The organism is Pseudomonas sp. NPDC090201, from assembly GCF_044746825.1.
GTDB classification, from domain to species: domain Bacteria; phylum Pseudomonadota; class Gammaproteobacteria; order Pseudomonadales; family Pseudomonadaceae; genus Aquipseudomonas; species Aquipseudomonas putida_AD.
The window spans coordinates 103,555-124,019 of record NZ_JBIVCX010000006.1; the positions used below are offsets into that span (position 1 = coordinate 103,555).

Genomic DNA, 20,465 nt, shown 5'->3' on the forward strand with positions numbered 1-20,465 from the left:
ATGATTCTCGTTACACCGTGCATGAACGCATGTATTCACGAGAGCGAGACAGTGCCTGTTTGCGACCAACGGTATCAGGCTCTTGATCGGCAGTAACATGACCTCCGCGCTCAAGCGTTGCACGGAACCGCGCTTCTTGGAGATGAAAGCCGTGGACAGCGTCATCCGTAAGGCGACAGTAAAATGCTGGGTCTTCGCCGAACCAACCATAGCGCTTGAGTAGCCTTACCCTTGAGTAATTTGGTGGTAAGCAAAGACAGCCCTGTTTATAAAACAGGGCTTTTTTATGGCTCATCGCCAGCGTGATGGCTTAGAGTGCTGCTCGCGGGACGGAAATCGCCCGCATAGTTCTGATATGCAGCCGTTATGAAAATAAGGATTCTCGCATCAGCAGCGGCACTGACTTGCGCTGCTCAAGCCGCCCGCAGCGACGACCCAGTTGCACTACCAGCACCGAACCCGTTGATTCAAACCACCTCGGTTCGGTACGCCGACATGGCTGACGCGGGCATAGAGAAACACAGGTCATACCAGGACTGCTGCACCATTTTCGGTTCCCGGGGAACACCTAAGGAAGATCGGACATATCCGCTCCAGAAAGCGTACTTCGTTAAGGTAAAGGTCGACTCCCGAGCCATGACCGTGTACTACCTAAAGGACACATGCGCCCGTCATGGGATCTTCGACTCGTCTACTGCATGCAGCCCAGAAGAACTGGCCCAGAAGATCGCACAGTCTTTGGCACAAAACCAATCAGGTGATCTATATGGGAAATATCGCGCCGGTTTTGAAGCGTTCAACGGTGATGGGCAAATCCGCCACACCACAAAATTCGGCGGCTATGATTTGTATGATTTCAAACCTGAAAACGGTGTTGACGATCTAGTTGTAGGCCCTATGCCGGGGAATCCTACGAGATTAGAGCTGGGACCTGGCTTCGGTTCTATCCCTGATCATGATTTCCGCAGGTAACCGTCGGCGGGCCGGTAGCAATTCTCTAAACATCCAATCATCAATAAGAAACCTACAAATACGGACGATACGGAATGGAAATTCAAGGAAACGACCGTTACAAAATTGAGAAAATATTACGAAACATACGAGACGGACAGTTCGATGAAATCACGATTGACAGTTTGCTAATCGGGTTACGACCATACTCTAGAAACGCCCCCGCGTTGAGGGACATCGCTGATATGGTGGCCCACCCTGAAGAACGAAACAAAGGGCCAGCCAACACCTACATTAATATTTTTTATCGCCACTGGCGATTTCTACAAGAATACACGTTCCCAAAGCGACCATTGGATTTTGCCGGACTCCCCATTTACGTCAAGAAAATCCTGATAAAAAAAATCGAATCCGCGCCGGCCGCAGATATCGAAAAGCGATACAAAGAGTCACAAAAAACAATAATCTCTAGATTGAACAACTTGTTCATAGAGGATAAAAAAACAGGCACAGCGAAACTGAAAGGAAAACTTACCAATCCCACCTTTGAACTTGTAAAAGAACTACTCAGTACGCTAAGCGGTATGCCCGCATACGATCAACATGACGTCATTCATGGCCTGCTCAAAATACTCGATGCTCAGGGGTTAAGCGAGTACGCATCCGCCATTGAGTCTGGATCCGATAAGATAACGGCTTGTATTCTGGCGTTATTCCACAAAAGAACACACACGCTTGAGGATGCAGATGATGGCTTCGAAGCAAACTGTGAAATTGCCACTGAAAATGGCGGCTATCCGATTGGAGTTACATATGTCGACGAAAATGATCAACCTGTCCAGATCGATAAGGCACTTGGGAAGCTACATGTCCTCTGTGGCTTCCCAGTAAAGCGTGGTGACGGATCTATGGGGACAATCTCTTTCGTTGTATTTAAATCAGACCTAGAGGCAGAAGAGTGGTGCGACGCCAGTCTCGCATCAATCAAACCACCACTTAGTGGACCTGCTCACATGTTGTGGTTTTCCCTAGACTTCGACCGCGCGGTAGGAATATCGAGAGACTTTAAACTCACTGCATTATGAGGTTGAATCAGGGGAGACGCATACGTTCATCAAGCATTACCTGGCCAAGCAGATGTAGAGACATCAGATTGCCGCCTATGTTGTCGCGCCACGCTTGATGTGTGGTTTTGTAGAGTTGGTCGACTTCTGCAATGACGCGGCGGTACCGCTCGATCTCCAAAACAAGGCGGCTCTCCGGGCGCTCGACCCAAATTCGGCGCAATTCATCCTGAGTAAGGGGCTGGAATGGCGGAAGGTCCGGTTTCATGAACGTCAAACTACTGTTTTTATTTACAGTAGCCTGCATCAACCCGGCCGATCAGACCAGCACATTCCGTCGACGCGCTACGGTTCAGAATGCTTGGTACACCAGATGTTTCCTCAAACGATCGGAACCGAACAACCTCCTCCCCTACCCAGTCGTTTACCTGCTGGAGCCGGGCCTGAAGCGGCTCCAATTCATTCATCGCCCAGATCTACGCGGCTTCCTTGACGATCCAAAGCCTCCTGCGTTCTGCGGGACGATCCCCATCAATTGCGGCGGGATACGCAGCGCAGCGAGCATGTCATCCCTGCTGATGTTCTTGATCGAGCCGAACTCGTCCTTGGCCGCCACTTCGCTGGCCAAGATCAGTTGGATACCATCCTTCTTCCCACCAGGTGCGTACATGAACAGGTTCCGGAAGTTACCGGGGCCCTTCGCTGACTTGAGCGCCGTGCGCAGCGCCGCCACGTCAGTTTCGTTCTGCGCGGTGTCGGTCATGTACATGATGAAACAGGCGTGGCTGCCGTTGTTGTAGTACTTGCGACGGAACAGCGTCGCTGACTCGTTGAGCAACGCGCTCTGCAGTGCTCGTAACCACTCAGGCAGGCCGTAGATCTCCTGATTGATGTCCGCTTCGCGCTGGTGATACACGCTGCCCTTCTTGAATTCGTACTCATCACGCCAGGTGCGCACCTGGTAATAGATATCGAGGTCGACGCCACGACGCATGTACTTGCCCAGAGCGGCTGCAAACCGAGTGTGCTGCGCAGCATGTTTTCCCGCTTTTCCAGGAAACCATTCCCGCACCTCAGGAAGTCCAAGGCGAATTGCTCAAAGGTCTGCCGCGACAGCAGCCGGTGCGGGATGAAAGTGCGGGCGAGCATGTTGCGCTTGAAGTTCAGGCCAGACTGCAAGTACACGCTTGCCCGGGAAGACTTGGCCAAGCCATCGAGAGACATCGGCGGCTCGTACCGGCGACCATTCAGCCAGCACTCCAGGTAGTCGAGGATCCCGCGCTCATCGAGCACAGGCGTGGGATCGCCGAACGTGAATGCCTCCATCTTTCCACCAGCAGCCGGCAGCAGCTGCCCTTCGATTGCAGGTGGAGTCGAGCCGCTTGCGTGCAGGGCCTTGTTTCGGCGTTTGCTCATCAGTAAATCTCCATGAATCCGGTGTTCGTTGAGGTTTGCCCCTCAAGCGGTTCGTTCTGCAGTGCGTGGAATAGCGCCCAAGCGAGGTCCGCGTGCCCTGTTTCGTCAGTAAGTCCTGCGGTGTAGGTGAACTGCCGGCCGCAGGCGGTGATGGTCCTGCGAATCGCCATCAGTGCCTGCGCCATGTCCGTCCAACCGGCATCGAATTCCAGCCGGCCCTTGTGGATGACGTTTTAGGCCTTCAGCACCAATTTCGTTTTGATTTCGGGCGAGTAGCTGAACGTGGTCAGGGAAGAACTGGCGCACCAGTTGGGCGACGCCCGAACCCATGCCGATAATATCGATACCGATGTAGGTAACCCAGTACCGCATCGTGACCTGGCGGATCGCCTCGGCTTGGGCTGCGAAGTCCATACCTCGGAATTGGTGGCGCTCCAGGATCCGGAATTTTCCACCTGGCACCAGCGGCGGCGCGACAATGGTCAGGCCGGAAGTGTCACAGGTCTCGGCCGGGTCGTAACCCAACCATACCTGCAGATCGGCGAACGGGCGGGCGGCGAGGGGCTTGTAGTCCTCGGACCACTCAACCCAGCTATGGATCATGCACGGCTGCAGCACGTTGAGCGGGAAGATGCTCGCGCCGTCGTTAACGAACTGGAACATGAGCAGATTGGCGAAGGCGTCGGCGTTGTACTCAAGGCGCAGCTCTTCCAGATCGAACAGGTCGAAGCCAAGATGGTGACGATCTGCCGCCAGATCCGGTCTTCACAGAGCCGGCCCTGCTGCAGGGCGTCATGCGTGACATCGATCTTGAGTTTCTGCGCCGCAGGCTTGCCCTTGTTGAAGCGCTCGCCGGTCCAGAACGTATAAGTCTCATGTACCATACTCGACGGCGTCGAGAAATACGTGCGGCGGTACTGTTTCTGCATCGCCATGCCGCTGGCGACCTTGTTCAGCTCGTTGAACTTGAAGGTCCAGAAGAATTCGTCGAAGTAGAAATTACCGTGATAACCCTGAGCGGTTCGGTCGTTCGTGCCGAGGAAATGTAGCTCGGCGCCGTTGGCCAGGATGATTGGATCCCCGGTCAGCTCAACGCCGCACACCTCGCGCGCAAAGCCTTGAACTTACGCCTTGAAGATATGCACCTGATTCTTCGGAGCCGACAGGAAAATCTGGTTGCGCCCGGTCACCAGCGCGTCGATCAGCGCCTCCCGAGCAAAGTAGTAGGTCGCACCGATCAAAAACGCCCTACAAAGATACAATCTTCCTATGCTAGCCAGCCCCGCTCTGTCAATTCATCCGTTGGTTGGCTTTCGAGCCCACACCAATGAGCTTTAGGAGTCAGGATGGCCACTTCAGCGAATGATGAGCTTCGAGACAAGATCTATAGCTGCGATTGCAACCGTTGCGGTGCAATTAGATGGCTCAGAGAGGAATGTGGTGCAGATCTAAAAATCAGAGCTCATGCGGCGGGTCGGCTTTGCGAGCTCGCAGTGGTTGCTGCTGCCAAGTCCGAGGGCATGAGGGAAGAAGATGTTGTGAGGGAGAGGCGAATCTACGCCGAGCACCTTGGGATAACGCTAAGTGGAGACACTAGTGACTCCGACAAGCCTGTACATATCAGGTGGGCTATTAGGAACTCCAATCATAACGCCAATGCCAAGAACAGGATCCACCTAGGTAGAGCGAAAGCCAGCCATCTTGATGACCGCTTTTTTTTAGAATTCTGTCGCTGAACTCGAAGACGCATTTGAGCGCTGAACCGGCTTCCTTCTGGAAGAATTGCGATCAATGCCGAACCGGCGGCCCACCACCATGGCGCTCTTGGGTATCCGATTTCGGAGGTGTGGAGTTGATGAAATCGCCCCCGCCGGCAAGCCGTGCTGCTACGGGATCGGGGTGTGCTTGCGGTTTGGATTGCACTGCAGAACCGTAGCAGTCCGGCTTGCCGGCGGGGACGGACTTGAGATCGCTGACGCCGGCGAGCCGGACTGCTACGGGAACGGGGGGGCCTGCGGTTTGGATTGCACTGCAGATCCGTAGCAGCACGGCTTGCCGGCGGGGGCGGCCTTGAGATCGCTGACGCCGGCGAGCCGTGCTGCTACGGGAACGGGGTGTGCCTGCGGTTTGGATTGCACTGCAGATCCGTAGCAGCACGGCTTGCCGGGCGGGGGCGGCCTTGAGATCGCTGACGCCGGCGAGCCGGACTGCTACGGGATTTGGGGTGTGGTTGCGGTTTAGATTTCACAGCAGAGTCGTAGCAGTCCGGCTTGCCGGCGAGGCGTTGGTGACAGCGCCACGCTGGCAGGTGATGCGCTGATCAGAAATCCTGCGCAGTCGGCCGCAACACGATTTCGTTGATGTCCACATCCCCCGGCTGTTCGATGGCGTAGGCGATCGCTCGTGCGACCGACTCGGCCGGGATGGCCATTTTGTAGAACTCGTTCACCACGTCAGCGCTTGGCTGGTGGCCGCTGCCGAGTTTGAGTTCGGATTCAACGGCACCTGGCTCGATGGTGGTGGTGCGGATCTTGCCGCCGACTTCGTGGCGCAGGCCGTCGGAGATGGCGCGTACGGCGTATTTGGTGCCGCTGTAGACCGAGCCGCCCGGGCTGAAGACCTTGATCCCGGCCACCGACGAGATGTTGATGAAGTGGCCGAAGCCCTGGGCTTCGAACTTGGGCAGCGCGGCGGCCACGCCGTAGAGTACGCCCTTGATGTTGATGTCGATCATGCGATCCCATTCTTCGACGCGCAGTTCGGAGATGGGGGCGATGGCCATGAAGCCGGCGTTGTTGATCATGACATCGACCTTGCCGAAGTCGCGCACGGCGTTTTCGATCAGGGTGCTGAGGTCTTCGCGGCGGGTGACGTCGACGGTGTAGGCCGAGGCCTGGCCGCCTTCTGCCTTGATTTCGCTGACGATGACGTCCATGCGTTCCTGACGGCGCGCAGCCAGAACAACCTTGGCGCCCAGGCGGGCCAGGTGACGCGCGGTGGCCTCGCCCAGACCGCTGCTGGCGCCAGTGATGACAACAACCTTGTTTTGAATGCCATTGCTCATTTTGAATCTCCTCAAGCGAGTGGTAAGTGCTTGAGAAGAAGTTTGCAGTGGATATCCGATCCAGAAAATGGAAGAGTTAGGATTTGAGAATTCCACTTTCTGGAACACGAGGCGTGCAATGCTCAATCGCATGGAGATGCTGCGGGTATTTTTGGTTGCAGTAGATGCGCCAAGCTTTCGCGAGGCGGCCCATCGCCTTGGGACGTCGCCGCAGAAGGTGACGCGGGCGATCAAGGAACTGGAGCGCACCTTTGCCGAGCCGTTGTTTCACCGCAGCACACGCCAGGCTCATGTCACCGCGTTCGGCAGGGAGATCGCCCAGCAAGCGCGAGAGACGCTGAACCGGTTCGATCAGCTGTTCGTGGCCCACAGCAAATCCCGCAGTGCCGAAATCACGGGGCGGGTAGGCATTACTGCACCCCATGCCATTGGCAAGCTGTACCTGCCGGGGTTTCTCAGGCCGCTGATGGAGCAGCATCCTGGGCTGCGGATCGAGTTGAGCCTGGAGGACCAACTGACCGATGCGGTGGCGTCGCGTATCGACATCGGCATCCGGGTCGGTGCAGTGCGGGACCGGCGCTACATCGCGCGGGCGGTGGCGCAGGTGCCATTGAAAATCGTCGCGGCGCCTTCGTTGATCGAGAGGGTGGGGTCGCCCACCAGCATCGAGGATCTGAAAGCCTTGCCCATGTCGTTGTTGATCGACCGCAATCATGGTCGGCCATGGCCGTGGTTTTTTGCCCAGGGTCAGGACTACCTGCCGCCCTCCCCCGCGTTCAGCTGCGACGATCCGGAAACGGAGCTTGAATTCATTCTCGGTGGGCTGGCTTTTGCGCAGATGCCGCATTATCTGGCCGAACCACATTTGAGCGAGGGACGGCTGATCGAAGTGCTGGCCGACTGCGCGCCGCCCTCCACGGACCTGATTATTTACCGCACGCAGTCAGGCCCGGTACCTCCACGTGTGCGACTGGTCTATGACCACCTGAAGGACTGTCTTGCTGACCCCCGACTGTTCCCGCATCGCCGCAACCCGTAGCAGTCCGGCTTGCCGGCGTGTCGTCTTCCAAGGCGCCGAATGGCTCAGGATCGCCCCGCCGGCAAGCCGTGCTGCTACGGTTTTCGTGGCGGTTGTAAGAATTCATTTCGTCACCCTTCCTGCAAATCCCCAGTTCTCAACTAGCCTGAAAAATGACTGATCCAGAGCGAAATGGACCATACGTTTAACCTCGCTGATCGGATAAAAACAACAATGAAAGATCCCTATGCATTTGGTTTCTACTGTGCCCTCTTTGCCCTCGCGGCAATGACCGGGGCTGTCTTCTACGAGTCCTACACGGGCGCTGGTGTCTCAGGCTCGGCCCGCGCGTACGACGTCATCAATTCCTGTTCGGCCCTGGTGCAGGCGCTGGCAGCCATAGGCCTGGTGGGCCTTGCGTTCAAGGCCTATCGCGCCTGGAAGAACGAGATGATCCACAACAAGGCGCTGGGCATCATCTGGGATGCCAATGTCGCCTTTCGTGAGATCGAACTGAGCTTCAACGAGTGGTTCTTTGGCCCCAATGCGGTGGACAAGGCCAACAACGAAGGTTCGCGCATCACTTCGCTACTGGCGGCCAGCCCCTTTGGCGCCAGCCTGCGCAGCTTCAAGAAGCAATGCATTCTCATCGACAAGCTGGTGATCAAGGACAATTGGCAGTGGGTCAACCACGCCACCGAGCTGGACATGCTGGCGCGGGTGCTGAGCATGGACGCCTTCCGCCCGACCACCAAGGCCAAGGAAACCGCGAACGTCATCGATTTTCTCTACTCCCGCGAAGGTGAGGCGATTAAACGTACCCAGGGCGAGTGGGAAATGTTGATGAAGGTGATAGAGAAAGATCTCGCGGCACTGGAAGCCGAATACAGCGAGTGAGTGGCTTCGGGGCAGAAAACGGGATAGAACTGTTGACGAACCGATCAGGTCGAACGGCAAACCTTCCGCCCGTTGCGGCAGGTCCCTGCCTTGAGGCCGCTTTCCCCCATGTTCGAACATATCGACATCAACGCGCTGCTCGTCAACTACGGCTACTGGGCCGTGTTCATAGGCTGCCTGCTGGAAGGCGAAACCATTCTGATTTTGGGCGGGCTTGCTGCGCACCAGACATCCCTGCGTCTTGTCGATGTGATCCTGATCGCCACCCTGGGCGGCATGCTCGGCGACCAGATCCTGTTCTGGACCGGTCGCTATTTCGGGCCCCGCATCCTGCCGCGCCTGCATCGCCAGCAAGCCACCATTGACCGAGTGTCAGGGCTGATCGAACGTTACCCTATGGCCTCGGTGTTCTCGGTGCGATTTCTCTATGGCATGCGCCTGATCGGCCCGTTGGTGATCGGCGCCAGTCGCCTGTCACCGATCCGTTTTTCCGCGATCAACCTGCTCGGCGCCGCCGTATGGGCCACCCTCTTCGTCATGGCCGGTTACTGGGCCGGCGAAGCGCTGCAGAACCTGCTGGGCAACCTCAAACCCTACCGCCTGCCGATCTTCATCGGCGTGGTGGTGATTGCGGCAGTGGTCGCGCTGGTGCGGCATCATCGAGCGAAGGTCCGGGCGGCTCGGGCACCCAGTAAATAGATCAGTCCCTGGTGTTGCGACTATCTTGTGGCAGATTGACGCTTCCCATCCCTCTCCCCCACCTCTATAACAACACCCCGGATGTCACCTCACAGGGATCGATCACATGAACAACAAAAACATCACTGCCACCCTGCTGGTTAGCCTGCTCGGGATGGCGCAGGCGCAGGCGGGCGAGGCGGTTTCGCGTCTGGATTCGGTGCAGCAAAGTGGCAAGCTTTCGGTCTGCACCACCGGGGACTACAAGCCGTATACCTTCCACAGACCGGACGGTGGCTACGAGGGCATCGACATTGAATTGGCGCAGTCGCTGGCGCAGAGCCTCGGGGCGCAGGTCGAGTGGGTGCCGACCACCTGGAAGACGCTGATGACGGACTTCACCGCGGGCAAGTGCGACATCGCGGTGGGCGGGATTTCGGTGACGCTGGAGCGGCAGAAGAAGGCGTTTTTCAGCGACACGCTGGATATCGACGGCAAGGTGCCGCTAGTACGGTGCGAGGACGAGGCCAGATACCAGACCGTTGCGCAGATCAATCAGCCCGATGTCCGTCTGATCGAACCTCAGGGCGGCACCAACGAGGCGTTCGCCCGGGCGTTTCTGCCCAACGCGAAGCTGGCCTTTCATGACAACAAGACCATCTTTCAGCAATTGCTGGACAAGCAGGCAGACGTGATGATTACCGATGCGTCCGAAGCCCTGTACCAGCAGAAACGCTTGCCGGGGCTGTGCACAGTCAACCCGTCACGCTACATGCAGTACGGCGAAAAGGCCTACCTGCTCCCTCGCGACGATGTGAGCTGGAAGGCCTACGTCGATCAATGGCTGCATCTGGCCAAGGCCACCGGTACCTATCAGAAAGTGGTCGGCGAATGGCTGGCGGTCCCGGGCCAATGACAAGCCTGTAGGCGTGAGCTTGATCCTGCAAAAGCGGTCACAAGCCATTGCCCGGTTCATGGCGATTACGCATCATGCCCTTATGTCACCTGGGCAAAGGAACCGGCCGCTTTCATGAAGACCAGCAAGAGCATCACTCGCGCGTTTTGTGTCGAACTGCAGCAGGAGCTGTCGATCGTTGCGGCGCGGCGTGAATACTTTTCCCAGGAGCCGCCGCGGGCGCGCTTCAGTTTCCTGTGCTCTTCCGAGGCCTGCCGGGCGCTGGGGGTGAAGGTCACCGGCGTACGGTATGACGTCAAGCCGCAGGAAAATCCGGCGTTTATCGCTGCGCACTTTCGCGCCAATCCCAATTACGAACATCACGCTGATTGCGAGTGGGTCGACGACACGCCCCAGGACGCGCCGCCTGCCGAAGAAACGGAGTCAGAAAGTGCGCTGCGCAAGGCCAGGCGCAAGCTGGACGACTACATCGACGTGTTCGATCCATCCCTCAAGGAACGGGTGAAACCGGCGCCTGACACAGACAAGCCTGACACCCCCCAGGCAGAAGAACCTGCGCAACCAACGCCTGTGTCTGACACACCCAAGCGCAATCAGCCCAAGGAAACCCGCACCAGCAATCTGGAGCGGCTGGTGGACAGTTTCCGCCAGGCCCAGGCCGAGCTGAGCAAAGAGGAATTTGCCCTTCTGACGCTGCGTGTTCCGGGCCAGGGCGAGGTGACGTTGCGCTCGTACTTTCGCCACATCAAGTACGCACAGGTCGGTGACGAGCGACGCGTGCTGTATGGTGGCGGGCTGGTGGAGCGCTTCGGGACCGGGTTCAGGTTCACGTTCTTTGACCGGCTGCAGGGCAAGCGGGTGACGCTGTATGTCTCGCCTGCGCAGATGCAGGCCTATCGTTCCAGTCGCTACATCGCCGAGTTGCTGAGCCATGCCGACGAGGTGAAGTTCTTTACCCTCTTCGCGCTGGGCACGCTGGCTGCGAGCCCGTCGGGCAAGAGCCTGAGCGTGGAGATCGAGGACTTGCGGCACCTGGCAATTGTGCTGGGGCCGGCGAAGGACGTCCCGACGCTGTAGCAGTCCAGCTTGCCGGCGTCGGCGCACTCAAGATCGCCCCGCCGGCAAGCCGTGCTGCTACGGATGTGCGCGGTGTTTGTGTCTGACCTCATCCCGTAGGAGCGCGCTTGCCCGCGACGGCATCCTCGAGATCGCCGACGCCGGCAAGCCGGACTGCTACGGGACGGGTGTGGTCAGCACGACCTCACGCGACTTTGCGCGAGCGTGCGTATTCAAGAAATGCTTCAAGGTCCGACCCCGACAGCATGCGGGCCACGCTTTTGACCTCGTCCATGGGCCAGTCCCACCAGGCCGAGGCGAGCAGTTGCTCACGAACCGCCTCGTCAAAACGCCAGCGAATGAATTTGCACGGGTTGCCACCCACTACCGCGAACGGCGGCACGTCACGGGTGACTACTGCACCGGCGGCGACGATGGCGCCATGGCCCACGGTCACGCCCGAGAGGATCATCGCGTCGGCGCAGATCCAGCAGTCGCTGCCGATGACCACATCACCCTTGCTGGGGGCGTAGTCCTTGATGTCTTCCAGGCCCTTCATCATGGCCGGGAATGGGTAGGTGGTCAGCCAGTCGGTGCGGTGCTCGCCGCCCAGCAGCACTTTCACGCCTGCCGCGATGGAGCTGTAGGAACCGATCCGCAAGATGGTGTCATCGCCGAACTCGAACACTTCAGGGATGCCATAGGTGCCGGTGCCGACCACGTAGTGCGGATAGCGCAGGCGGATCTTTTCCGGGGCGCGTTCGAGTTTGTCCAGGCTGCGCAGGTGCTTTCTGGTCTTGCGGGTTTTCAGCAGTTCGAGGAATTTCATGCAGGGATCCGTGAACAAAAGCAGACGCGGCAGAGGCTTTTCAGCTGCTCTGACGATGCAGCAGAAGGCGCTTGAAGCGACGAAATGTGGTCTTGTTGAACTGCCGTAGCGGAATGGAGCGCAGCAGCGTCCAGGCGTATTTCTTGTCGCTGACCACCGCGTACTTCAACGCTTTGTTGATGATGGCAGTCAGACCCCGATTGTACGCCGGGTGAGTGCTGTAGGGCGCTATGGTGCGCATGTCGGCATCGAGCAGCACCTTGTAGCGGCGTGACAGGTTGTTGGGGTGGCGACGATAACGCGTGACGCTCACGGGCAGCACGTGGACCTGATAACCCTTGCTGGCAATCTTGAGGGTCATCTGGAAATCCTGGACCTTGATCTCCGGGTCGTAGAACCCCACCGTCCGCAGGGCGTCCATCCGATACAGGGACACGGGCGCGCCCACCACGATGGCATCACCCAGAATCTCGTCGAAGCTCAGTTTCTGGATACTCGACAGCTTCTGCGACTTGGTGTCGTTGCCGTCGGAATCCATGTAGATGATCAGGGCGCCGACGCAGCCGACTTCCGGATGCTCGTTGAGGTAATCGGCGCGCAGGCGCACCGATGCGGGCAGCATGATGTCATCCAGATCCGGGGTGCAGACGTATTCGCCACGGGCATGTTGCAGTCCGTGGTTCAGTGCCGCGCTGACGCCCTGGTTGGCCTGGGAGTAGAGCTGAAAATCGTACTTGGCCTGCAGAGCCTTAAGCATCGCCACGCTGTTATCGCTCGAACCGTCATCGACGATGATGACTTCGAAGTTCGGATAGTCCTGGGCGAAGATGCTGGCCATCGCAACGTCCAGATACTTCTCTGCGTTGTAGCAGGGGGCGATGATCGACACGAGCGGGATCGAGTCGTTTTCCGGCCGGATTTCTGGCGTGATAGTGTCAGTCATAATTCTGTTATTTGTATCGCTACGACTGGATCAGAGGCGTTTTGACCACGATCCTTGTACAAAACCGTTACATGATGCGGCAAAGAGATGGCCTTTGTCATGGGCTGATTAGAGCCTGAAGACTTCTGAAACGGAATTTTCCTACACAGTACTCGTACTTGCTGTCTGAGCTGCACGATTCAACGCCCAATAAAAAACCCCGCAGCTCTCGCGAGCGGCGGGGTTTTCGGTGTTTCAGTTCAGGCAATCAGGGAGCTGCGTAGGTAACCAGCAACTCCTTGGTGACTTGAAAGTCCAGCGACATCGCCACGCTCAAGGCCGTGATGGTGAAGATGGAGAACACGAACAGCTTGCGTGCCCAAACGGTGTCATCTTTGGCTTTGTAACCTGACCAGGCCATGTACAGCCAGTACATGCCCATGGCGGCAGCGACGGCCAGGTAGTTGAGCCCTGCGGCACCGCAGAAGGTCAACATCAGGGTCGCGACCAGGAACGCCAGGATGTAGATCAGGATATGCAGCTTGGCGACCCGGATACCACGCTTGACCGGCAGGACCGGAATCGAGGCAGCCAGGTAGTCGTTGAAGCGGAAGATCGCGATGGCGTACGAGTGAGGCATCTGCCAGAGGCTGAACATCACCAGCAGGGTCAGCGCCGCGAGGTCGAAGGTGTTGCTGACCGCGACGTAACCGATGACCGGTGGCATCGCGCCAGACAAACTCCCGACCAGCGTGCCGTGAACGGATTTACGCTTGAGGTACAGGCTGTAGAAGCCCACGTAGATCACGAACCCGATCACCGCACACAGCGCCGCCAGCGGGTTGGCCTTGAAGTACAGCAGGCCGACGCCGACAACGCCCAGCACCGTGGCGTAGACCAGGGCCAGTTTCAGAGAAACCAGGCCCTGGACCAGCACACGATTCTTGGTGCGTTCCATCTTCAGGTCGATGTCGCGGTCGATGCAGTTGTTGAAAACACAACCGGACGCGACCACCAACGAAGTACCGATCATCGCTACAAGGAACAGGGCGAAATCGACATGCCCCTTGGACGCCAGGAAAAAGCCACCTGCCACCGAAAGCACGTTACCGAAAATGATCCCCGGTTTGGTGATTTGGATAAAGTGCTTCAGTGACATCAGGTTTTCCTCACTTCGCCATCATGACGGTGTGAATGCTGAACATGATCCAGACGGACAGGCCGACCAGCAGGAGGATAACCAGCGAGGCGAACGCGAAGGTGATCACGTTGTTGCGCTGTGCTACCGAGCGGTCCAGGTGCAGGAAGTACACCAGGTGAACCAGTACCTGCACGACTGCGAAGATCAGCACGATCCACAGGGTGGCCACTTTCGAGATAGTCGGGAACATCACCAGACCGAAAGGAATCGCGGTCAGGATGATCGACAGTACGAAACCGACCATGTACGACTTGAAGCTGCCGTGGCTGGAATCGTCATGGGAGTGATGCGAATTAGCCATTTAAATGGTCCCCATCAGGTAGACAACGGTGAACACGCAGATCCAGACCACGTCCAGGAAGTGCCAGAACAGGCTGAGCATGCTCAGGCGGGTCTGGTTGGTCGAAGTCAGGCCGTTTTTCGAAACCTGATACATCAGGATCGCCATCCAGATCAGACCGCTGGTCACGTGCAGACCGTGGGTACCGACCAGCGTGAAGAACGCCGACAGGAAGCCGCTGCGGTTAGGGCCGTAGCCTTCGGAGATCAGCAGGTGGAATTCGTTGATTTCCATCCCGATGAAGCCCAGGCCGAACAGGAAGGTCACGAACAACCAGCCCAGAACGCCGCCCTTGTTGCCCTTGTGCATCGCCAGCATGGCGAAGCCGTAGGTGATCGAGCTGAGCAACAGGCAGGCGGTTTCGCCCAGCACGTATGGCAGCTCGAAGATGTCGTGGCCCGAAGGACCACCGGCGACGTTGTTAACCAGTACTGCATAGATTGCGAAGATCGACGCAAACAGGATGCAGTCGGTCATCAGGTAGATCCAGAAGCCGTAGATCTTCATCTCGCCGGCATCGTGGTGATCATGGGCGTGGTCATGATCGTGATCGTGACCTTTCGCCCCATCAAATACTAAGTTGGACATTGTTTATGCCTGCTCCAGCTTGTTGACAGGAGAGTTTGCCTGGGCGCGAACCGAGGCCAGGATCTTGTGTTGCTCGCCTTCGATGCGGGCCACTTCAGCAGCAGGAACCATGTAGCCCTGATCGTCACGTGCAGCGTGGATGACGAAGTAGACGATGGTACCTACCAGGCTCGCACCAGCCAGCCAGAAGATGTGCCAGATCATTGCGAAGCCGAATACGGTCAGCAGTGCACCCATGACCAGACCGGTCGCGGTGTTGTTCGGCATGTGGATGTCGGAGTACTTGGCCGGAACCTTGTACGCCTCGCCATCACGCTTGGCTGCGTAGAACGCGTCGATCTCGCCTGCCTTCGGCAGTTCGGCGAAGTTGTAGAACGGCGGTGGCGAAGAAGTGGACCACTCCAGGGTGTGGCCATTCCATGGGTCGCCGGTCAGGTCGCGGTTCTGCTCGCGGTCACGGATACTCACGTAGATCTGGATCAACTGGCAGGCGATACCGACCATGATCAGTGCCGCGCCCCAGAAGGCTACGTGCAGGTACGGAGTCCAGTCCGGGTTGTCAGTGGTGTTCAGACGACGGGTCATGCCCATGAAGCCCAGTGCGTACAGCGGCATGAATGCCACGTAGAAGCCCGAGATCCAGAACCAGAACGCTGCCTTGCCCCACTTCTCGTTCAGCTTGAAGCCGAACGCTTTAGGGAACCAGAACGCGAAACCTGCGATGTAACCGAATACGGCACCACCGATGATCACGTTATGGAAGTGCGCGATCACGAACAGGCTGTTGTGCAGAACGAAGTCGGCACCCGGGATAGCCAGCAGAACGCCAGTCATACCACCGATGGAGAAGGTAATCATGAAGCCCAGGGTCCACAGTACTGGCGCGGTGAAGCGCAGGCGGCCCTGGTAGATGGTGAACAGCCAGTTGAACAGCTTCACACCCGTCGGGATGGAGATCAGCATCGTCGCCAGACCGAAGAAGGCGTTGACGCTGGCGCCCGAACCCATGGTGAAGAAGTGGTGCAGCCAGACCATGAAGCCCAGTACCGAGATCGCGCCGGAAGCGTAGATCATCGAGTGATGGCCGAACAGACGCTTGCCGGTGAAGGTCGAGATGACTTCGGAGAAGACACCGAACGCCGGCAGAATCAGGATGTAAACCTCAGGGTGACCCCATGCCCAGAACAGGTTCACGTACATCATCGGGTTACCACCCAATTCGTTCGTGAAGATGTGGAAGTCCAGGTAACGGTCGAGGGTCAGGAACGCCAGGGTGCCGGTCAGGATCGGGAACGAAGCCACGATCAGGACGTTGGCCCAGGTGCAGGTCCAGGTGAAGATCGGCATGTCCATCAGTTTCATGCCAGGGGTGCGCATCTTCAGGACGGTAACCAGGAAGTTGACGCCCGTCAGTGTCGTACCAAGACCCGACAGCTGCAGTGCCCAGATGTAGTAGTCCACACCCACGCCCGGGCTGTAGCCCAGTTCAGACAGCGGCGGATAGGCAACCCAACCGGTACGTGCGAATTCGCCGACGCCCAGGGACACGTTCACCAGAACCACGCCGGAGATCAGCAGGTACAGGGACAGGGAGTTCAGGAACGGGAAGGCAACGTCGCGAGCGCCGATCTGCAGAGGCAGAACGATGTTCATGAGACCTGTGAAGAACGGCATCGCCATGAAGATGATCATGATCACACCGTGAGCGGTGAAGATCTGGTCATAGTGTTCAGGCGGCAGGTAGCCAGGCGAACCCTCGGTGGCCAGGGCCAGCTGGGAACGCATCATGATGGCGTCGGCAAAGCCGCGCAGCAGCATGACCATGGCGATGATGATGTACATCACGCCGATTTTCTTGTGGTCGACCGACGTCAGCCACTCGGTCCACAGGTAGGTCCACTTCTTGAAATACGTGATCAGACCGAAAACCGCCGCGCCACCGATAGCGATCATGGCGAGCGTGATCATGACTATCGGTTCGTGGAACGGAATCGCGTCCAGACTTAATTTACCAAACATCGTTTACTCCTCTGCCTGCGCAGCTGAATTCTTGCCCATGTCCATCCCTTCCATACCGGCCACTTCTTTCTTCTCGTGGACAATCTTGCCCGGCTTCATACCTTCATACTTGTCGATGATGATCTGGAACAGGTTCGGAGTGACCGTGGAGTAGAGTTCAACCGGGTTACGTTCGCTAGGCTTGGCCAGAGCGGTGTATTCGTCGGTTGCCAGTTGTTTCGGAGAATTCTTGACTTCGGCAACCCAGGCGTCGAAACCAGCCTGATCGGTAGCAGTTGCCTTGAACTTCATGCCGGTGAAGCCTGCGCCGCTGTAGTTGGCGGAGATACCGTCAAACTCGCCGTTTTCGTTGGCGATCAGGTGCAGTTTGGTCTGCATGCCGGCCATCGCGTAGATCTGGCCACCCAGTGCAGGGATGAAGAACGAGTTCATGACCGAATCAGAGGTGATGCGGAAATTGATCGGCGTGTGGGCTGGGAAAACGATCTTGTTGACGGTGGCGATACCCTGTTCCGGGTAGATGAACAGCCACTTCCAGTCCAGCGCGACCACTTCGATGGTCACAGGCTTGACGTCGGATTCGAGCGGACGGTATGGGTCCAGCGCGTGGGTCGACTTGTAGGTGATGTAGCCCAGCACGATGATGATGGCCAGGGGCACCAGCCACACAACCAGTTCGATCTTGGTCGAATGGGCCCAGTCAGGGGTGTAGGTAGCGCTCTTGTTCGAGGCGCGGTATTTCCAGGCGAAGATGATGGTCATGAAGATGACCGGCACCACCACCAGCAGCATGAGCAGAGTTGCGGTGATGATCAGATCACGCTCTTGCATGCCAATGTGGCCCTTGGGATCCAGCAAGGTGTAATCGCACCCGCTGAGCAGGAGCATGCTGAAAAGGGCCAAGAAGCCAAACAATCTGGGGTACCTTTTTTTACTCATCTCACGACCTCTAAAAGCAGCTTTCGCATCGCAGTTGGGTTTCGACCGCCAACACTTCACCCTGCCAGGTGCTGGCAAATTCTTGGATTGAACAGGGGCCTGTCAGGAAGCTTGTGGCCTCGTAACAATTCCGGTTTTGCTGTGGTTTCTTATTCGAATGGTGGCAACTGCCTTTGCGGACCAAATCCCTTGGCGCAGACATTCAGAACTTTACGCATGAGGCCATCCAAACGGCGTCTACAAAGGCGTAAAAACGCTTTCTGACCTCGATTTACGCGACCGCCAGGGGCGGAGGGGCGTTAAGTGGGGGCGATTGTAGATACGTAAAGTTTTATTGACTATGAGTTATTGCGCAACAGTTAATTTCCCATTCTGTAAGAATGCGCTCATATGTCGCACCCAATTTTGTCGTAAAGGCCTCAAATTTCTTGAGGAATTCGAGGCGATTTTTTACGCAAGCTTCTGTAATCAGCGTGCTTTCATCCGGTTGCGGATGATGCCCGCTGGTACCAGAATTACGGTGAGAACGAAAGCGATCAGTGCCCATTGCGCCAGCGAAAGTCCGAGAACTGGCGGATATGGCGTCTCGCAGAAACCACCGACCTGGAACCCCAGGGGGAACCAGGAGGCCAGCGGCAGGCCATCGACGATCGGCTGCAGCACATCGATTCCGCAACTCTCGGTGGGGTGGGTCTGGATCCAGACATGACGCCCCGCTGCAACAATCCCGCCCACCGCGCTCAAGGTCACCAGTGCCTCGCAGACCGTCAGGCTCAGGCGTCCCGGCATGGCGGCGCCGATGAAGGCGAACACGGCGATGAACAACAAGGCGTAGCGTTGCAGGATGCACAGCGGGCACGGCGCCTCGCCCAGCACGACCTGCATGTACAGCGCCCCGCCGATCAATGCCAGGCAGATGATGCCCAGCAGGACCAGAAACTGTTTTTCGCGTCGCAGGTAAAACATCTCGTCAGTCATTCCCATGCCCTTTGCATTTGGTGTCCATCCAGATCGGCAGATCTGCGTTATCGCGTGCCCCGGTTGCCCGGAAAGCCGGCAATTCTACCATCGTCGCGGGCGCACGCCGGTGCAGATGGTGAACACAGTGGCATTAGCCGAACATTAAGCAAATCGGTAACAATCGACCGACACCAAACCCCTTCCCTTCCTTATATATAGAAGCGTGCGACACCATGCCGCAGGGGCACAACGCCGCACCTCTTCCTTATATATAGAAACGTGCGTCTATTTGTCGCACCGGGGCGAACCCCGGGTTCGCATTATTCCAACGCAGAGGCCGGGCCGAAGAACTCGTAGCGGGCCTGTTTGTCCGGTACGCCTGCCGCCTTCAACTGGCGCTTGATCGCCGCCATGAAACCTTTCGGGCCCAGGAAGTAGGCATCCAGATCGCGGTCCTCTGGCAGCCACTGCTCAAGACGTGCCTGGTCGAGCAACCCAACCGCATGGGCTGCCGGGCTGACACCGTCATCCTCGGAGTAGCAGTAGAAACGCTTGAGCTGTGGGTGCTTGCCGGCCAGTTCTTCGATCAGGTCACGGAACGCATGGACTGCCCCGTTGCGTGCGCAGTGAATGAAGTGGATCGGGCGCTGGGTGTCCAGAGCCGCCTGGAGCATCGCGAGGGTCGGCGTGATACCGACGCCGCCACTGATCAGCACCAGCGGTTTTTCGCTGTGGGAAAGGGTGAAGTCGCCAGCAGGTGGATACAGATTGATGCTGTCACCTACATGGAGGTTATCGTGCAGGAAGTTGGACGCACGGCCGCCAGGCTCACGCTTCACGCTGATGCGGTACTGACCGTTGCCCGCAAGCGCCGACAGCGAATAGTTGCGACGGATTTCCTCACCGTTCACGAACAGTTGCAGGCCCAGGTACTGGCCGGGTGTGAAATCCAGGATTGGCTGACCATCGGCCGGAGCGAAGTAGAACGAAGTGATTTCCGCGCTTTCCTGCACCTTCTTCGCGATCTTGAATTCGCGAGCCCCGCGCCAGCCGCCGGCGGCCAGTTCCTTGTCCTTGTAGATGCCTTCCTCGGCACCGATCAGGATGCCAGCCAGTTGGCCGTAGGCATTGCCCCAGGCATTGATGACTTCGTCGGTGGCGATGTCGGCGCCCAGCACCTCACGGATCGCTTCGAGCAGGCACTCGCCGACCAGTGGGTAGTGCTCCGGCAGAATCTGCAGGGCGACGTGCTTGTTGATGATCTTGGCAACCAGGTCACCCAGTTGCTCGAGCTGGTCGATGTGACGGGCGTACATCAGCACGCCGTTGGCCAGGGCGCGAGGCTGGTCGCCACTGGCCTGGTGCGCCTGGTTGAACAGCGGGCGCACCTGCGGGTAGCGGTCGAGCAGCTTCTTGTAGAAATGAGTGGTCAGCGCTTCACCCCCACTCTCCAGCAGCGGGACAGTGGATTTGACGATGGCACGATCCGAAGCATTCAACATGATTGACTCCTGAGACTCGGTTAGTAAGGACTGACTGAGTCATATCAGGAAGCGTGCCAGATATTATTTCCTTTAAAAACAACAAGATATACAGATATAGTCATT

General features: G+C 57.6%; 18 protein-coding genes and 2 pseudogenes. 7 read left to right on the forward strand and 13 right to left on the reverse strand.

What is annotated here, in order from left to right:
• Nucleotides 1-366 precede the first annotated feature (366 nt).
• On the forward strand, nt 367-972 hold the full coding sequence (locus ACIPOO_RS18160) for a hypothetical protein (protein ID WP_400608783.1): 606 nt from the start codon (nt 367-369) through the stop codon (nt 970-972).
• Between the two features lie 74 nt (nt 973-1,046).
• Entirely contained in the window at nt 1,047-2,036 is a 990-nt protein-coding gene (locus ACIPOO_RS18165) for a hypothetical protein (RefSeq protein ID WP_400608784.1), read from the forward strand.
• Between the two features lie 7 nt (nt 2,037-2,043).
• On the opposite strand, the gene ACIPOO_RS18170 is transcribed toward ACIPOO_RS18165, so the two are convergent.
• From ACIPOO_RS18170 to ACIPOO_RS18185, 4 genes and pseudogenes are all read right to left on the reverse strand, one after another.
• On the reverse strand, nt 2,044-2,283 hold the full coding sequence (locus ACIPOO_RS18170) for a hypothetical protein (RefSeq protein WP_400608785.1): 240 nt from the start codon (nt 2,281-2,283) through the stop codon (nt 2,044-2,046).
• Between the two features lie 103 nt (nt 2,284-2,386).
• Nucleotides 2,387-3,431, reverse strand: a pseudogene (locus ACIPOO_RS18175) (phage portal protein); the annotation flags it as partial.
• Nucleotides 3,431-4,669, reverse strand: a pseudogene (locus ACIPOO_RS18180) (terminase large subunit domain-containing protein); the annotation flags it as partial. The pseudogenes ACIPOO_RS18180 and ACIPOO_RS18175, both read right to left, overlap by 1 nt.
• Before the next feature lie 1,082 nt (nt 4,670-5,751).
• Entirely contained in the window at nt 5,752-6,495 is a 744-nt protein-coding gene (locus tag ACIPOO_RS18185) for an SDR family oxidoreductase (protein ID WP_400608786.1), read from the reverse strand.
• A gap of 118 nt (nt 6,496-6,613) precedes the next feature.
• On the opposite strand from ACIPOO_RS18185, the gene ACIPOO_RS18190 reads away from it, so the two are divergent.
• From ACIPOO_RS18190 to ACIPOO_RS18210, 5 genes are all read left to right on the forward strand, one after another.
• Nucleotides 6,614-7,534 carry a LysR family transcriptional regulator gene (locus ACIPOO_RS18190; protein WP_400608787.1) on the forward strand — a complete coding sequence of 307 codons (921 nt, stop codon included), beginning with the start codon at nt 6,614-6,616 and terminating at the stop codon, nt 7,532-7,534.
• Nucleotides 7,535-7,747: 213 nt separating this feature from the next.
• Nucleotides 7,748-8,410, forward strand: coding sequence for a hypothetical protein (locus ACIPOO_RS18195; protein ID WP_400608788.1), 663 nt, complete (start codon nt 7,748-7,750; stop codon nt 8,408-8,410).
• Between the two features lie 108 nt (nt 8,411-8,518).
• Entirely contained in the window at nt 8,519-9,109 is a 591-nt protein-coding gene (locus tag ACIPOO_RS18200) for a DedA family protein (protein WP_400608789.1), read from the forward strand.
• Nucleotides 9,110-9,215: 106 nt separating this feature from the next.
• Nucleotides 9,216-10,004, forward strand: coding sequence for a transporter substrate-binding domain-containing protein (locus tag ACIPOO_RS18205; RefSeq protein WP_400608790.1), 789 nt, complete (start codon nt 9,216-9,218; stop codon nt 10,002-10,004).
• A gap of 114 nt (nt 10,005-10,118) precedes the next feature.
• Nucleotides 10,119-11,081, forward strand: coding sequence for an ATPase (locus ACIPOO_RS18210; protein WP_400608791.1), 963 nt, complete (start codon nt 10,119-10,121; stop codon nt 11,079-11,081).
• A 184-nt stretch (nt 11,082-11,265) separates the two neighbouring features.
• Here ACIPOO_RS18210 and ACIPOO_RS18215 read toward each other — a convergent pair whose 3' ends face one another.
• The 9 genes from ACIPOO_RS18215 to hmpA form a co-directional block, all read right to left on the reverse strand.
• Entirely contained in the window at nt 11,266-11,889 is a 624-nt protein-coding gene (locus ACIPOO_RS18215; protein ID WP_274134028.1) for a CatB-related O-acetyltransferase, read from the reverse strand.
• A gap of 40 nt (nt 11,890-11,929) precedes the next feature.
• Entirely contained in the window at nt 11,930-12,832 is a 903-nt protein-coding gene (locus tag ACIPOO_RS18220) for a glycosyltransferase family 2 protein (RefSeq protein WP_400608792.1), read from the reverse strand.
• Nucleotides 12,833-13,079: 247 nt separating this feature from the next.
• Nucleotides 13,080-13,970 carry a heme o synthase gene (gene cyoE / locus ACIPOO_RS18225; RefSeq protein WP_274134026.1) on the reverse strand — a complete coding sequence of 297 codons (891 nt, stop codon included), beginning with the start codon at nt 13,968-13,970 and terminating at the stop codon, nt 13,080-13,082.
• Nucleotides 13,971-13,980: 10 nt separating this feature from the next.
• Nucleotides 13,981-14,313 (reverse strand): cytochrome o ubiquinol oxidase subunit IV, encoded by a 333-nt coding sequence (gene cyoD / locus ACIPOO_RS18230; RefSeq protein ID WP_400608793.1) that lies wholly within the window; start codon nt 14,311-14,313, stop codon nt 13,981-13,983.
• Complete coding sequence (locus ACIPOO_RS18235; RefSeq protein WP_274134024.1) at nt 14,314-14,940, reverse strand: cytochrome o ubiquinol oxidase subunit III; 627 nt, start codon at nt 14,938-14,940, stop codon at nt 14,314-14,316.
• A gap of 3 nt (nt 14,941-14,943) precedes the next feature.
• Nucleotides 14,944-16,959, reverse strand: coding sequence for a cytochrome o ubiquinol oxidase subunit I (cyoB, locus tag ACIPOO_RS18240; protein WP_274134023.1), 2,016 nt, complete (start codon nt 16,957-16,959; stop codon nt 14,944-14,946).
• A gap of 3 nt (nt 16,960-16,962) precedes the next feature.
• The gene (cyoA, locus tag ACIPOO_RS18245; RefSeq protein ID WP_274134022.1) at nt 16,963-17,898 is read right to left on the reverse strand and encodes a ubiquinol oxidase subunit II; all 936 of its coding nucleotides are present in this window, start codon (nt 17,896-17,898) and stop codon (nt 16,963-16,965) included.
• Between the two features lie 468 nt (nt 17,899-18,366).
• Nucleotides 18,367-18,876 (reverse strand): disulfide bond formation protein B, encoded by a 510-nt coding sequence (locus ACIPOO_RS18250; protein ID WP_274134021.1) that lies wholly within the window; start codon nt 18,874-18,876, stop codon nt 18,367-18,369.
• Nucleotides 18,877-19,178: 302 nt separating this feature from the next.
• Nucleotides 19,179-20,360, reverse strand: coding sequence for an NO-inducible flavohemoprotein (gene hmpA, locus ACIPOO_RS18255; RefSeq protein WP_400608794.1), 1,182 nt, complete (start codon nt 20,358-20,360; stop codon nt 19,179-19,181).
• Nucleotides 20,361-20,465: the final 105 nt, after the last annotated feature.

What these genes read in the sequence shown, in the direction of transcription:
- ACIPOO_RS18165 (WP_400608784.1), top strand. Translation starts at nt 1,047, where the DNA reads ATGGAAATTCAAGGAAACGACCGTTACAAAATTGAGAAAATATTACGA.
- ACIPOO_RS18220 (WP_400608792.1), bottom strand. Translation starts at nt 12,832, where the DNA reads ATGACTGACACTATCACGCCAGAAATCCGGCCGGAAAACGACTCGATC.
- ACIPOO_RS18190 (WP_400608787.1), top strand. Translation starts at nt 6,614, where the DNA reads ATGCTCAATCGCATGGAGATGCTGCGGGTATTTTTGGTTGCAGTAGAT.
- ACIPOO_RS18215 (WP_274134028.1), bottom strand. Translation starts at nt 11,889, where the DNA reads ATGAAATTCCTCGAACTGCTGAAAACCCGCAAGACCAGAAAGCACCTG.
- cyoA (WP_274134022.1), bottom strand. Translation starts at nt 17,898, where the DNA reads ATGAGTAAAAAAAGGTACCCCAGATTGTTTGGCTTCTTGGCCCTTTTC.
- ACIPOO_RS18195 (WP_400608788.1), top strand. Translation starts at nt 7,748, where the DNA reads ATGAAAGATCCCTATGCATTTGGTTTCTACTGTGCCCTCTTTGCCCTC.
- ACIPOO_RS18250 (WP_274134021.1), bottom strand. Translation starts at nt 18,876, where the DNA reads ATGACTGACGAGATGTTTTACCTGCGACGCGAAAAACAGTTTCTGGTC.
- ACIPOO_RS18235 (WP_274134024.1), bottom strand. Translation starts at nt 14,940, where the DNA reads ATGTCCAACTTAGTATTTGATGGGGCGAAAGGTCACGATCACGATCAT.
- ACIPOO_RS18185 (WP_400608786.1), bottom strand. Translation starts at nt 6,495, where the DNA reads ATGAGCAATGGCATTCAAAACAAGGTTGTTGTCATCACTGGCGCCAGC.
- ACIPOO_RS18170 (WP_400608785.1), bottom strand. Translation starts at nt 2,283, where the DNA reads ATGAAACCGGACCTTCCGCCATTCCAGCCCCTTACTCAGGATGAATTG.
- ACIPOO_RS18160 (WP_400608783.1), top strand. Translation starts at nt 367, where the DNA reads ATGAAAATAAGGATTCTCGCATCAGCAGCGGCACTGACTTGCGCTGCT.
- hmpA (WP_400608794.1), bottom strand. Translation starts at nt 20,360, where the DNA reads ATGTTGAATGCTTCGGATCGTGCCATCGTCAAATCCACTGTCCCGCTG.
- ACIPOO_RS18210 (WP_400608791.1), top strand. Translation starts at nt 10,119, where the DNA reads ATGAAGACCAGCAAGAGCATCACTCGCGCGTTTTGTGTCGAACTGCAG.
- cyoB (WP_274134023.1), bottom strand. Translation starts at nt 16,959, where the DNA reads ATGTTTGGTAAATTAAGTCTGGACGCGATTCCGTTCCACGAACCGATA.
- ACIPOO_RS18200 (WP_400608789.1), top strand. Translation starts at nt 8,519, where the DNA reads ATGTTCGAACATATCGACATCAACGCGCTGCTCGTCAACTACGGCTAC.
- cyoD (WP_400608793.1), bottom strand. Translation starts at nt 14,313, where the DNA reads ATGGCTAATTCGCATCACTCCCATGACGATTCCAGCCACGGCAGCTTC.
- cyoE (WP_274134026.1), bottom strand. Translation starts at nt 13,970, where the DNA reads ATGTCACTGAAGCACTTTATCCAAATCACCAAACCGGGGATCATTTTC.
- ACIPOO_RS18205 (WP_400608790.1), top strand. Translation starts at nt 9,216, where the DNA reads ATGAACAACAAAAACATCACTGCCACCCTGCTGGTTAGCCTGCTCGGG.